This is a genomic window from Limnohabitans sp. Rim8 (genome assembly GCF_943326455.1).
Taxonomy (GTDB): Bacteria; Pseudomonadota; Gammaproteobacteria; order Burkholderiales; family Burkholderiaceae_C; genus Limnohabitans_A.
Map to the genome: position 1 here is coordinate 155,858 of NZ_CALPTI020000001.1, position 12,997 is coordinate 168,854.

Consider the following 12,997-nt stretch of genomic DNA (forward strand, 5'->3'; position numbering starts at 1 on the left):
GACCATGACTGCAGAGAACAACAACACCGGCGTCCTCGCCCAGCACCAGGCGGCCTTGGCCGAGGGCCAATTCCTGATCCAAAAATGTGGTGGCTGTGGCCAGAACATTTACTTTCCCCGTGAGGTCTGTCCGCATTGCGGCTGCGACCATTTGGCCCTGGTGCCCCCCACGGGCCTGGGCACGGTGTATTCGGTGACCATCGTGCGTCGCAAGCCCGATGCGGGCGGCGATTACAACGTCTGCCTGATCGACCTGGACGAAGGCGTGCGCCTGATGAGCCGCGTGGACATGGACCCTGTCGACGCCGTGCAAGTGGGCCAGCGGGTGCAATCCCGCGTGGTGGTCGACAAGGGTCAAGGCCTGGTGGTGTTTGACCCGGTCAGCACGGCCGCTGCCTCGGCCCAAGCTGTGCCCCGTGGCCCGGCTGCATCGGCAGCGGTGCACACCTCATCTGGCCTGAAAGCCTTGCGTGGCAGCGCCGCCATTGTGGGCGTGGCCACCTTTGGTTGTGGTGAAGCCACGGGTTTCACCGATATGGAAGTGCTGGCCCGCGCCGCGCGCGCCGCCGTGGCCGATGCCGGTTTGAAGATGAGCGACATCGACGGGCTGTGCACCGCCAGTGTGCTGTCCACCATGTGGCCCATGCCCGTGACCGAGTACTTGGGCATCAACCCGCGCTACACCAACGGCACCATGCTCGGCGGCTCCAGTTTTGTGGCGCACCTGCTGCCCGCCATGATGGCTTTGCAGTCGGGCCAGTGCAATGCCGTGCTGGTGTGCTACGGCAGCACGCAGCGCACCTCAACTTTTGGCCGCGCCGAAATCGCGCAGGCGCGCCGCGTGATGGACCCGCAGCCCTACGAGACGCCCTACGCCCCGATACAACCCTTGAGCGCTTATGCGCTGGCCACGCAACGGCACATGCACGAGTACGGCACCACCCGCCGCCAGTTGGCCGAAGTGGCCGTGGCCGCGCGCGCTTGGGCGCAGCGCAACCCCGAAGCCTTCATGCGCGATCCGCTGACGATTGACGATGTGCTCAAGGCCCGCATGGTGTCTGACCCTTTGTCTGTGCGTGACTGCTGTTTGGTGACCGACGGCGGGGGGGCCTTTGTGCTGGTGCGCGCCGACCGTGCGCGTGACCTGCCCCAAAAGCCGGTCTACGTGCTGGGCAACGCCACCGCCAACTGGAACCGCCAGATCTCGTCCATGCACGACCTCACCGTCACTTCTGCCAGCCAGTCGGGGCGCGAAGCCTTTGCCATGGCGGGCCTGGCGCCAGCCGACATGAACGTGGTGCAGCTGTACGACGCCTTCACCATCAACACCTTGCTCTTCCTCGAAGACCTGGGCTTTTGCAAAAAGGGTGAAGGCGGCGCCTTTGTTGAAGGCGGTGCGATCGCGCCCGGAGGCCGCCTGGCGGTCAACACCAACGGCGGCGGTCTGTCGTGTACGCACCCGGGCATGTACGGCATCTTCACCCTGATCGAAGCCGTGCGCCAGTTGCGCGGCGAGGGTGGCGAGCGCCAAGTCGCGGGAGCCCAAACCGCGCTGGCCCACGGCAACGGCGGCACGTTGTCCAGCCAGTCCACGGCGATCCTGGGCACTTTTGAAACCTTGTGAGCAAGCCATGATCCGAGACCCCGAAACCTTCGAAGCCTTGCTCGACTCGGTGCGTCGTTTTGTCTGCGACCGTTTGGTGCCTGCCGAAAACCAAGTCGCCCTGACCGATGAGATTCCCGAAGCCATCGTGCAAGAGATGCGCGAGATGGGCCTGTTTGGCCTGACCATCCCCGAGGCCTATGGTGGCCTGGAGCTGACCATGGAAGAGGAGTCGCGCTTGCTGTTTGAGCTGTGCAAGACCTCGCCCGCGTTCCGCTCGGTGATCGGCACCACGGTGGGCATTGGCTCGCAGGGCATCCTGATGGACGGCACCGATGAACAAAAAGCCTACTACCTGCCCAAGCTGGCCACCGGTGAGTTGTCGGCTTCGTTCGCGCTGACCGAGCCCGAGGCGGGCTCTGACGCCGCATCGCTGCGCACCACGGCCATCCGGGGCACAGACAGTGAGGGCGACCACTACATCGTCAACGGCACCAAGCGCTACATCACCAACGCGCCGCACTCCAAAATCTTCACGCTCATGGCGCGCACCAACCCGGCTGACAAGGGCGCAGGCGGCGTCTCGGCCTTCATCGTGGATGCCCAGTCGCCCGGCATCAGCTTGGGCAAAAATGACCAAAAGATGGGCCAAAAGGGCGCTCACACCTGCGACGTGATGTTTGACAATGTGCGTGTGCCCGCTGCCAACCTCATTGGCGGCCAAGAAGGTCAGGGTTTCAAGACCGCGATGAAGGTGCTCGAAAAAGGCCGCATCCATCTGGCCGCCGTCTGCGTGGGCGTGGCCCAACGCATCCTGGATGACGCTTTGCGTTACGCCATTGACCGCAAGCAGTTCGGCCAGCCTATCGCCGAGTTCCAGTTGGTGCAGGCCATGCTCGCCGACAGCAAGGCCGAGCTGTATGCGACCGAGTGCATGGTGATCGACGCCGCACGCAAGCGCGACGAAGGGCGCAGCGTGTCGACCGAGGCCTCATGCTGCAAGATGTTCGCGTCCGAGATGTGCGGCCGTGTGGCCGACCGGGCCGTGCAAATTTTGGGTGGCGCGGGCTATTTGTCGGAATACGGCATCGAGCGCTTTTACCGCGATGTGCGCCTGTTCCGTTTGTACGAGGGCACCACGCAGATCCAGCAAATCATCATCGGTCGCAACATGGTGCGTGAAGCACGCGGCTGACTTGGGCACAAGACCATGAAAACCCGCGTCACCGAAGCCTTGGGCATCCGCTACCCCATCATCCAAGGCGGCATGCAGTGGGTGGGCAAGGCCGAGCTGGTCTCGGCCGTGTCCAATGGCGGGGGCCTGGGCGTGCTCACGGCGCTCACCCAGCCCACGCCGCAAGCCCTGGCGCACGAGATCGCCCGCACCCGCACACTGACCGACCAACCCTTTGGTGTGAACCTCACCATCCTGCCTTCGATCAACCCGCCGCCCTACGGCGAGTACCTGCAGGTCATCATCGACAGCGGCGTGAAGATTGTGGAAACGGCGGGCAACAGCCCCAAAGACTTCATTGGCCGCATGAAGGATGCGGGCATCACCATCGTGCACAAATGCACCTCGGTGCGCCACGCCCTGAGCGCCGAGCGCAACGGCGTGGACATGATCAGCATCGACGGATTTGAATGCGCAGGCCACCCCGGCGAGGACGATGTGCCTGGCTTGATCCTGATCCCCTTGGCTTGTCAGGCGCTGCGTGTGCCGGTCATTGCCTCGGGCGGCATTGCCGACGGGCGCGGCATGGCCGCCGCCATGGCGCTGGGCGCCGAAGGCGTGAACATGGGCACCCGCTTTCTGGTCACGCAAGAAGCGCCGGTGCACGACAACATCAAACAAGCGCTGGTGGGTGCCACCGAGCGCGACACCAAACTGATGTTTCGCACCATGCGCAACACCACGCGGGCTTGGAGCAATGCAGTGTCGCAAGAGGTGGTGACCACCGAAAACCGCGCAGGCGGCTGCAGCTTCGAAGACATACGCCACCTGGTGGCCGGCCAGCGCGGCAACCAGGCCCTGCAGTCGGGCGATGTCGATGGCGGCGTGGTCGCTGCCGGCCAGGTGATTGGCCTGATCGACGACATCCCGCGCTGCGCCGACCTGATCGAGCGCATGGTGGCCGACTGCCGTGCCGCTTTGGCGCGTGCGCAGACCTGGGCACTTCCCTCTTGAGCGACGGCCCCACCGATTCCCCCAAGCCAAAACCGATGACAACCCTAGGAGACAAACCATGACAAAAACCCCATCCACCCAGCGCCGTTTGATGATGGCCCTTTTGGGGGCGGTGTGCACAGCATCCGCCCTGCCCCTGTGGGCCCAGTCCACAGGCAACAACACCGTCAAGCTGATTGTGGGTTATGCCCCAGGCGGACCCGTGGACTCATCGGCACGCGTGTTTGCGCCCGTGCTCAGCCGCGAACTGGGCCAGCCGGTGATCGTGGAAAACAGACCTGGCGCGGGTGGTGCATTAGCGGGGAACACCGTGGTCCGGTCGGCACCCGCGAGCTTGGAGATTTTTTATGCCGCCAGCCCCACCATGACCATCAGCCCCCATGTGCTCAAGTCCATGGCCTTTGACCCGCTCAAGGACATGACCCCGCTGGCCACCATCCTCAGTTATGCCAACGTGCTGGTCGTCAACCAGAACCAGCCCTTCAAGACATTGCCCGAGTTGGTGGCCTTTGCCAAAGCCAATCCGGGCAAACTGGCTTATGGCTCGGCTGGCATGGGCGCATCGAACCACTTGAGCGGTGAGCTGTTTGCGCGCCGTGCGGGCATCAACATGACCCATGTGCCCTACAAAGGCAATGCCCCTGCCATGACCGACGTGATCGGCGGGCAGATCCAGATGATGTTTGACATCGTGGGCGGGGCCAAGGGCCACATCGACGGCGGCAAGGTGAGACCCTTGGCCGTGACCTCCAAAGACCGCAACCCGGCCTTGCCGCAGCTGCCCAGCATGACCGAGTTGGGCATTCGCGATTACGACGTGGGTGGTTGGTACGGCCTGTATGGCCCATTGGGCATGAGTGCAGAAGTGAGCCAGAGGATCACCGCTGCGACGGCCCGCGCCTTGCAAGACCCCGAACTGAACAAGCGCTGGGTGGACCAGGGCTATGTGATTTGGAATGCCAAACCCGCAGACCTGGCCGAGCGCATGCGCCGCGAACACGCGCTGTGGGCCGAAGTGACCAAAGGCATGACCTTCGAATAAAACATGTCTTTGCATTTGACAGCACCCCACACCCGCATTCACCAGCTGTTTGACGAACGCGCCGCACAGGCACCTGCGCACCCCTTTTTGTATTTGACGCATGGGGTCATGACGCTGGGCCAGCTGGCCCAGAAGGTGGATCTGCTGGAAGACGAGCTGCGCGAAGCGGGTGTGCGTCTGGGTGACCGGGTGTTGGTGGCCGCCGAAAACTGCCCCGAGCATGTGGCGCTGGTGCTCGCCTGCAGCCGTGTGGGGGCCTGGGCCTGCGGCGTCAATGCCCGCATGACGGCCTCCGAAGTGGCCGCATTTGCTGACAAGGCCGATGCCCGCGTGCTGTATTTCACGGTGGGTGTGTCCGAGGCGGCGCGCCAGCACGCGGCGCAGCGCGGTACCCAGGCCAGTGTGCTGCCCGGCCTGCAACGCACGCGCGTCAGGCCGCAAGCTACGGCGCAAACCGGTGAGCTGGCTGAGCAGGTCGCCGCAATCATTTTCACATCGGGCACCACGGGACAGCCCAAGGGCGTGATGCTCACGCACGCCGGGTTGTTGCAATTTGCCCGGGTGTCGGCGCAGTCGCGCCAGCTCGGGCCTTCGGACCGGTCTTACGCCTATTTGCCCATGACGCACATCTTCGGTCTGGGCACGGTGCTCATGGCTTCGCTGCACGCTGGCTCAGGCCTGCTCATGCGCAGCCAGTTCGACCCGGCCGATGTGTTCGACGCGCTGGCCCACCAGGGCATGACGCAGCTGCAAGGCCCGCCCGCCATGTTCACCCGCTTGTTGGCTTGGCTCGACCTTCAAGGCATTGCGCAGCCGGTTGCACCTGCTTTGCGCTATGTCTATACGGGCGCTGCACCGCTTGACCTGAGCGTCAAGCAAGCGATTGAAGCGCGCTTTGGCAAACCCCTGCACCACGGTTATGGCCTGTCGGAATACGCAGGCGCTTTGACGCTGTGCCGCCTGAATGAACAGCGCGCCGACACCAGCGCGGGTTACCTGGTCGAAGGCGCTGAGCTGCGCATCATGGGCCCCGATGGGCAGGACCTGCCTAGAGGGCAGACGGGCGAGATCTGGATGCGCGGCGTGGGCCTGATGCCCGGTTATTTCCGCGACCCCGGGATCACCCACCAGGTCATGAAGCCTGGCGGCTGGTACGCCAGCGGCGACTTGGGCAGACAAGATGTTGACGGTGCTTTGCAGGTGGTGGGTCGTCTCAAGGAAATGATCATCCGCTCGGGCTTCAATGTGTACCCCGGCGAGGTCGAGGCCGTGTTCCTGGCTTGGCCCGGAGTGCAAAAAGCGGCGGTGGCCGGGCGCAAAGCGGCCGATGGCAACGAGGACATCCTGGCCTTCATTGAAGCCAAGCCCGGCGTGCAGTTGGACCTGCAGGCCCTGAAGGCCCATGCCCACGAACACCTGTCGCCCTACAAGCGACCCTCGGTGGTGACGCTGGTGGCCGAGATGCCCATGACCCTGAGCGGCAAAGTGCTCAAGCGCGAGTTGGTTGAACAGTGGAGCGCCGCGCAAACCGGCAGCGCCTGAGCGCTCTTCTTGACTGACAAAGGCGGACTTTCAAAAACACAGATGGCCTCTTGCCCCCGACTCGGCGAAGATCGACCCCATGAACACCACCACCACCTTAGACGCGAGCCAAGTCGCGCACCTGCGCAGCTGGGAAGGCCGCAGCGAAACGCTGACCGACGAGATCGTGGCCGCCCCGCTGCGTGGTCAAAGCGCCCTGCTTGACCGCGATGACCCCCGCCAAGCCGCGGGCAGCGAAGTGCCGCCGCTGTGGCACTGGCTGTACTTTTTGCCACAGGCCCCGCAAAGCCAGATCGGGCCCGACGGCCACCCCTTGCGTGGGGGCTTTTTGCCCCCCGTGCCGCTGCCTCGCCGCATGTGGGCAGGCGGCCGCCTGCAGTGGCAAACCGGCAACCCGCTGCGTGTGGGCGAGGTTGCGCAAAAGCAGTCGCGCATCGCTTCGGTCAAGCACAAGTCCGGCCGCACGGGCGACTTGCTGTTTGTCGAAGTCGAGCACGCTTTCAGCAACGCCCAAGGCCTGTGCCTGACCGAAACCCACGACATCGTTTACCGCCCAGCGGCGGTGCCCGGTGCGCCTGAAGTGCTACCCACTGCGGCCGAGACCGGCGCGCCCTGGCAGCGCGAGTTTGTGCCCGATCCGGTGTCGCTGTTTCGCTATTCGGCGCTCACCTTCAACGGCCACCGCATCCACTACGACCGAAGCTACGTCACGCAAGAGGAGGGCTACCCCGGCCTTATCGTGCACGGCCCACTCATTGCTACTTTGTTGGTGGACCTGGTGCGCCGTCAAATGCCGGAGGCCCGCGTGGCCTCGTTCCAGTTCCGCGCCGTGCGACCCACCTTTGACCTGCACCCTTTCCGCTTGAACGGCCGCCCGTCTGCTGATGGAAAAACCGTTGACCTGTGGGCCTGCGACCACGAAGGCTGGCTCACCATGCAAGCGCAAGCCACCTTGGCCTGATATTTTTTGGCCTGAAACTTTTTACCGACACAAAACCCATGCACACCTCCACCGACCAATACCAAGACATCCGCGACGCCGTGCGCGCCCTGTGCGCCCAGTTCCCTGACGAGTACCACCGCAAGGTCGACGAAAAACGCGGCTACCCCGAAGAGTTTGTGGACGCCCTCACCAAAGCCGGTTGGATGGCTGCGCTGATCCCACAGGAATACGGCGGCTCGGGCCTGTCCATGGCCGAGGCCTCGGTCATCATGGAAGAGATCAACCGCTCGGGCGGCAACTCGGGCGCGTGCCACGGCCAGATGTACGTGATGAACTCCATCGTGCGCAGCGGGTCTGCGGCGCAAAAGAACACGCTTTTGCCCAAGATCGCCACCGGCGAATTGCGCATCCAGTCCATGGGTGTGACCGAGCCCACCACCGGATCGGACACCACCAAGCTCAAAACCACGGCCGTCAAAAAAGACGGCCGCTGGGTCATCAACGGCCAAAAGGTCTGGATTTCGCGCATCCAGCACAGCGATCTGATGATCTTGCTGGCCCGCACCACGCCCGCCGACCAGGTCGCCAAACGGTCTGAGGGCCTGTCGTGCTTTCTGATTGATCTCAAGAAAGCAATCGGCAACGGCCTGACGGTGAGGCCCATCTTGAACATGGTCAACCACGAGACCAACGAGCTGTTTTTTGACAACCTCGACATCCCCGAAGATGCGCTGCTGGGCGAAGAAGGCAAGGGTTTCAAGACGCTGCTTGACGGCCTGAACGCCGAGCGCGTGCTCATCGCGGCCGAATGCATTGGCGACGGTTACTGGTTCATCGATCGCGCCACCAAATACGCCAAAGACCGTGTGGTGTTCGGCCGCCCGATTGGCCAGAACCAAGGCGTGCAGTTCCCGATTGCCGACGCCTTCATTGAACTCGAAGCCGCCAACCTGATGCGTTGGAAGGCCTGCGAAAAAATCGATGCGATGCAAAACGCTGGGGCCGAAGCCAACATGGCCAAGTACCTTGCGGCCAAGGCCAGCTGGGAAGCGGCCAACGTCTGCCTGCAAACCCACGGTGGCTTTGGCTTTGCGTGCGAGTACGACATCGAGCGCAAGTTCCGCGAGACGCGCTTGTATCAAGTCGCCCCGGTCTCGACCAACATGATTTTCAGTTACGTGGCTGAGCACATCCTCGGCTTGCCCCGTTCGTTCTGATACAGGGTGAAAACGATGACAAGACCTCTGGACGGCATCACCGTCGTCTCTCTCGAACACGCGATTGCTGCGCCCTTTTGCACGCGCCAGTTGGCCGACTTGGGCGCACGCGTCATCAAGATCGAACGCCCCGGCGCGGGTGATTTTGCGCGGGCCTACGACACGCGGGTGCGCGGCCAGTCCTCGCACTTTGTGTGGACCAACCGCTCCAAGGAAAGTCTGACGCTGGACCTCAAAAACCCAGACGCCATGGCTGTGCTGAGCAGCTTGTTGCAAAGCGCCGATGTGCTGGTGCAAAACCTGGCCCCCGGCGCGGCCGCGCGCATGGGTCTGTCGTTTGAAGCGCTCAACCCCAAGTACCCCAAGCTGATCGTGTGCGACATCTCGGGCTACGGAGAAGACGGCCCTTACCGTGACAAAAAAGCCTATGACCTGTTGATCCAGAGCGAGGCGGGCATGTTGTCCATCACCGGCACGCCCGAAGACCCGTCCAAAACCGGCAACTCGATTGCCGACATTGCGGCCGGCATGTACGCCTACACCAACATCTTGTCGGCGCTGCTCTTGCGCGGCAAGACCGGTCAGGGCAGCCACATCGACGTGTCCATGCTCGAAGCCTTGGCCGAGTGGATGGGTTACCCGCTTTACTACGCCTATGACGGCGCGACCCCGCCGCCGCGCAGTGCGGCTTCGCACGCCAGCATCTACCCCTATGGCCCGTTTGTGGCCGGCGACGGCGGCACCGTGATGCTGGGCCTGCAAAACGAGCGCGAGTGGAAAGTCTTTTGCGATGTGGTTTTGGGCGACGCCGCACTGGCCAACGATCCGCGTTTTTGCACCAATGCATTGCGCAGCGAGAACCGTGCGCAGCTCAAGCAACTCATCGTGGGGATGTTCGCCCGCATGACCACGCCAGAGGTCGAGGCGCGGCTGGACCAAGCGCAAATCGCCAACGCCCGCATGAACGACATGGCTGGACTCTGGGCTCACCCGCAGCTCAAGGCGCGTGAGCGTTGGCAAGACGTGGGCTCGCCAGCAGGCGACATTCCGGCCCTGCTGCCGCCCGGGCGCAACAACCGCTACGACTACCGCATGGACCCCGTGCCCGCCGTGGGCGAGCACACCGAGGCCATCTTGCGAGAGCAGGGTCTGGGCGATGCAGCCGTGCATGCACTGCGCACGAACAAAGCCATCTGACCCAACCACTTCTAAAAATCTCCAACCGACCGCCATGACACACAGCACCGCATCCCACACTGTCCAACTCGCCGCTTTCGCTGCCAACCTTCGGTTTGAGGACATTCCCAAGCCGGTGGTTCGCAAAATCGAAGACCTGTTGGTTGACTGGTTTGGTTCGGCTGTGGCCGGGCACGGCACACGGCCCGTGGAGACCATCACCCGCTTTGCGCAGGCCATGGGCGCTGCCGAAGGCCCCAGTGAAGTGATCATCAATGGCGCGCGGACCAGCCCCTATTTGGCCGCCATGGCCAATGCGGCGGCCTCGCATGTGGCCGAGCAAGACGACGTGCACAACGGCTCGGTGTTCCACCCGGCCACGGTGGTGTTTCCGCCCGCCGTGGCCGTGGCACAAGCCCTGGGTGCCAGCGGCGCACAACTGTTGGCCGCATCGGTGGTGGGTTACGAAGTTGGCATTCGTGTGGGTGAATTTTTGGGGCGCTCGCACTACCGTGTGTTCCACACCACCGGCACTGCAGGCACCTTGGCCGCTGCTGCTGCTGTGGGCCATTTGCTGGGCTTGAACGCGCAGCAAATGCAGCACGCGTTCGGCTCGGCGGGCACGCAGTCGGCAGGTTTGTGGGAATTTTTGCGCACCGCCGCCGACAGCAAGCAGCTGCACACCGCGCACGCTGCCGCAGCGGGTTTGATGTCGGCGTACCTGGCCAAAGATGGTTTCACGGGTGCCGCCGAAATTCTGGAAGGCCCGCAAGGCATGGCCGTGGGCATGTCGAGCGACGCCGATCCCAGCCGCCTGGTGGATGGCCTGGGCACGCGCTGGGCCACGGCCGAGACCTCGTTCAAATACCACGCCAGCTGCCGCCACACGCACCCAGCGGCCGATGCGCTGCTGCACGTCATGCAGACCCACGGCCTTCGGCTCGAAGACCTCGCGAAGGTTGTCACCCACGTCCACCAGGGTGCCATCGACGTCCTTGGCCCCGTGGTGCGGCCCGTCACGGTGCACCAGAGCAAGTTTTCCATGGGCACGGTGCTGGCACTGGTGGCGCAGCACGGCCACGCGGGCCTGACCGAATTCGACCGCGACTTTTTGAGCCAGCCCACACAGGCCCTGCGTGACAAAGTCAGCATGGTGCTCGACGCCGAAGTGGACGGCGCTTATCCCAAACGCTGGATCGGCAAAGTCACGGTGACCACCACCGATGGCCGCGTGCTTCACGGCCGTGTGGACGAGCCCAAGGGCGACCCGGGCAACACCTTATCGCGCCAGGAAATCACCGACAAGGCGCTGCGCTTGGCCGCCTTCAGTGGCGGTGCCACCCCAGAAGCCATGCGCCAAAGCGTGGATGCGCTCTGGCAAGTGGCCAGCTGGCCCCAAGTGGGCCCGCTGCTGCCATGAGCGTGCCTTCACAGCCATCGCCGCTTGCAACGACATTGGCGCTGGCGCGCAGCTTTTTGTTTGTGCCCGGTAACCGTCCCGAGCGCTTTGCCAAGGCCTTGGCCAGCGGTGCGGATGCGGTCATCATCGACCTGGAAGACGCTGTACCCTTGGACGCCAAAGCCGCAGCGCGAGACGCCTTGCTCGCCGCTTGGCCTGACTTTGACGCCGACCAGCGCGCACGCCTGTTGGTGCGTGTGAACCAGGCGGGCGCGCCTTGGCACGAAGCCGACTTGGCCGCAATGGCCAGCCTGACAGGTCTGGGTGCGGTGATGCTGCCCAAGGCTGAAACGCCTCAGCAAATTGCGCATGCGGCCCAGACCACCGGCCGGCCTGTATTGCCCCTGATGGAGAGCGCCGAAGGTTTGGCTCAGATGGATCGGATCGCCCGCACCCCGGGTGTCTTGCGCTTGGTGCTGGGTCACATCGACTTGCAAGCAGATCTGGGTTTGAGCTGTGGGCCCGACGAAGCCGAGTTGGCCCCGGTGCGGCTGGCACTGGTCGTGGCCTCGCGCCGTGCCGGCCTGCCCAGCCCGGTGGATGGCGTGACCACCGCCACGCAAGACGCCGAGGTGTTGGCGCGAGACGCCCAGCGCAGCCGGCGCTTTGGCATGGGCGCCAAGTTGTGCATCCACCCTGCACAAGTGGCCGGCGTGCACCAGGCCTTGGCACCGACCGATGCCGAGTGCGATTGGGCCCGCCGCGTGTTGGCCGCCGAAGCGGCGGCGGGTGGCGGCGCGTTCAGTGTGGATGGCAAGATGGTGGACCCGCCCGTGCTGCTGTTGGCCCGCAAGTTGCTCCAGTTGCGCGAGCGCTGACCTGTTCGGAACATTTCCGGAACAAATAGGGCGCTCACCCCGCTGGCACAATCCCAGCATGTCTGTTCATTTCGATCTGGTGGATTTGCGCCTCATGGTGCGGGTGGCTGAGGCCAACAGCCTCACCAAAGGGGCCGAGGCTTCGTTCATCTCGCTGCCTGCGGCCAGCACGCGCATCAAGAACCTCGAAGAAAGCATCGGCGCCAAATTGCTCAACCGCCACAGCCAGGGCGTGACCCTCACGCCGCCGGGCCAGGCGTTTGTGCACCGGGCGCGGTTGGTGCTGGGCCAGATCGAACACCTGCGTGGCGACCTGCAGGAATACGCCAGCGGCATCAAAGGCCACCTGCGCGTGTATGCCAACACCACGGCGCTGGGTGAGTTCTTGCCCGAGGTGCTCAAGCGTTATTTGGCCACGCACCCGGATGTGAACATCGACCTGCAAGAAAAACTGTCAAATGAAATCGTGCGCGCCGTGATGGACGGCAAAACCGACATTGGCATCGTGGCCGGTTCGGTGCGCACCGAAAACCTGCAGACCCTGCCCTACCGCTCAGACAGCCTGGTGCTGGTGGTGCCTGAGGGCCACCCCGTGGCCGAATTGCCCAGCTTGCAGCTGATCGATGCGCTGGAGTTTGACCATGTGGGCCTGCACGAAGCCAGTGCGCTGCATGGCTTTTTGAACCGCGAGTGTGAGCAACTGAACAAGCCGCTCAAAGTGCGCATTCAGGTCAGCAGCTTTGAGTCGGCCTGTCGCATGATCGAAGCCGGTGTGGGCGTGGGCGTGTTGCCCGAATCGGCCGCCCGCCGCCACGCCCGCAGCATGGCCATTCGGCTGGTCCCCCTGTCCGACGCTTGGGCCATCCGGTCCATGCAAATTTGCGTGCGCAACTTCGACGAACTGCCGGGCTTTGCGCGGGACCTGATTGATTTGCTGGCAGAGGATGCGCGGTTGGCGCAGCCCAGCTGAGCAACCTCTTCAGTGTTTTGACGTGGTCGTATTTGGGCA

11 protein-coding genes and 1 pseudogene are annotated in these 12,997 nt (G+C 63.8%); all 12 read left to right on the top strand.

Features of this window, described 5'->3' with window-relative positions:
- Positions 1–4: 4 nt before the first annotated feature.
- A pseudogene (locus tag Q1M54_RS00725) lies at positions 5–325 on the top strand (OB-fold domain-containing protein); the annotation flags it as partial.
- 84 nt (positions 326–409) lie between these two features.
- Positions 410–1,624, top strand: a complete 1,215-nt coding sequence (locus Q1M54_RS00730; RefSeq protein WP_300552804.1) for a thiolase — start codon at positions 410–412, stop codon at positions 1,622–1,624.
- 7 nt (positions 1,625–1,631) lie between these two features.
- Complete coding sequence (locus tag Q1M54_RS00735) at positions 1,632–2,798, top strand: acyl-CoA dehydrogenase family protein (protein ID WP_300552513.1); 1,167 nt, start codon at positions 1,632–1,634, stop codon at positions 2,796–2,798.
- A gap of 15 nt (positions 2,799–2,813) precedes the next feature.
- Positions 2,814–3,791 (top strand): nitronate monooxygenase family protein, encoded by a 978-nt coding sequence (locus Q1M54_RS00740; RefSeq protein WP_300552516.1) that lies wholly within the window; start codon positions 2,814–2,816, stop codon positions 3,789–3,791.
- 58 nt (positions 3,792–3,849) lie between these two features.
- On the top strand, positions 3,850–4,833 hold the full coding sequence (locus tag Q1M54_RS00745) for a tripartite tricarboxylate transporter substrate binding protein (protein ID WP_300552519.1): 984 nt from the start codon (positions 3,850–3,852) through the stop codon (positions 4,831–4,833).
- A 3-nt stretch (positions 4,834–4,836) separates the two neighbouring features.
- Positions 4,837–6,375, top strand: a complete 1,539-nt coding sequence (locus tag Q1M54_RS00750; RefSeq protein ID WP_300552521.1) for a class I adenylate-forming enzyme family protein — start codon at positions 4,837–4,839, stop codon at positions 6,373–6,375.
- A gap of 79 nt (positions 6,376–6,454) precedes the next feature.
- Positions 6,455–7,336, top strand: a complete 882-nt coding sequence (locus Q1M54_RS00755) for a MaoC family dehydratase N-terminal domain-containing protein (RefSeq protein ID WP_300552524.1) — start codon at positions 6,455–6,457, stop codon at positions 7,334–7,336.
- 38 nt (positions 7,337–7,374) lie between these two features.
- Positions 7,375–8,535: an acyl-CoA dehydrogenase family protein gene (locus tag Q1M54_RS00760; protein WP_300552527.1), complete on the top strand. Its 1,161-nt coding sequence runs from the start codon at positions 7,375–7,377 to the stop codon at positions 8,533–8,535.
- 15 nt (positions 8,536–8,550) lie between these two features.
- A complete protein-coding gene (locus Q1M54_RS00765) occupies positions 8,551–9,732 on the top strand; it encodes a CaiB/BaiF CoA-transferase family protein (protein WP_300552530.1) in 1,182 nt (393 codons plus the stop codon).
- A gap of 34 nt (positions 9,733–9,766) precedes the next feature.
- Complete coding sequence (locus Q1M54_RS00770; protein WP_300552533.1) at positions 9,767–11,131, top strand: MmgE/PrpD family protein; 1,365 nt, start codon at positions 9,767–9,769, stop codon at positions 11,129–11,131.
- On the top strand, positions 11,128–11,988 hold the full coding sequence (locus Q1M54_RS00775; protein ID WP_300552536.1) for a CoA ester lyase: 861 nt from the start codon (positions 11,128–11,130) through the stop codon (positions 11,986–11,988). Before Q1M54_RS00770 ends, Q1M54_RS00775 begins: the two co-directional genes overlap by 4 nt.
- Positions 11,989–12,046: 58 nt before the next feature.
- Positions 12,047–12,958, top strand: coding sequence for a LysR substrate-binding domain-containing protein (locus Q1M54_RS00780; protein ID WP_300552539.1), 912 nt, complete (start codon positions 12,047–12,049; stop codon positions 12,956–12,958).
- The last annotated feature ends 39 nt before the right edge of the window (positions 12,959–12,997 follow it).

Coding starts and splice junctions, on each gene's coding strand:
- Q1M54_RS00750 (WP_300552521.1), top strand. CDS start 4,837: ATGTCTTTGCATTTGACAGCACCCCACACCCGCATTCACCAGCTGTTT.
- Q1M54_RS00735 (WP_300552513.1), top strand. CDS start 1,632: ATGATCCGAGACCCCGAAACCTTCGAAGCCTTGCTCGACTCGGTGCGT.
- Q1M54_RS00765 (WP_300552530.1), top strand. CDS start 8,551: ATGACAAGACCTCTGGACGGCATCACCGTCGTCTCTCTCGAACACGCG.
- Q1M54_RS00775 (WP_300552536.1), top strand. CDS start 11,128: ATGAGCGTGCCTTCACAGCCATCGCCGCTTGCAACGACATTGGCGCTG.
- Q1M54_RS00755 (WP_300552524.1), top strand. CDS start 6,455: ATGAACACCACCACCACCTTAGACGCGAGCCAAGTCGCGCACCTGCGC.
- Q1M54_RS00770 (WP_300552533.1), top strand. CDS start 9,767: ATGACACACAGCACCGCATCCCACACTGTCCAACTCGCCGCTTTCGCT.
- Q1M54_RS00740 (WP_300552516.1), top strand. CDS start 2,814: ATGAAAACCCGCGTCACCGAAGCCTTGGGCATCCGCTACCCCATCATC.
- Q1M54_RS00780 (WP_300552539.1), top strand. CDS start 12,047: ATGTCTGTTCATTTCGATCTGGTGGATTTGCGCCTCATGGTGCGGGTG.
- Q1M54_RS00745 (WP_300552519.1), top strand. CDS start 3,850: ATGACAAAAACCCCATCCACCCAGCGCCGTTTGATGATGGCCCTTTTG.
- Q1M54_RS00760 (WP_300552527.1), top strand. CDS start 7,375: ATGCACACCTCCACCGACCAATACCAAGACATCCGCGACGCCGTGCGC.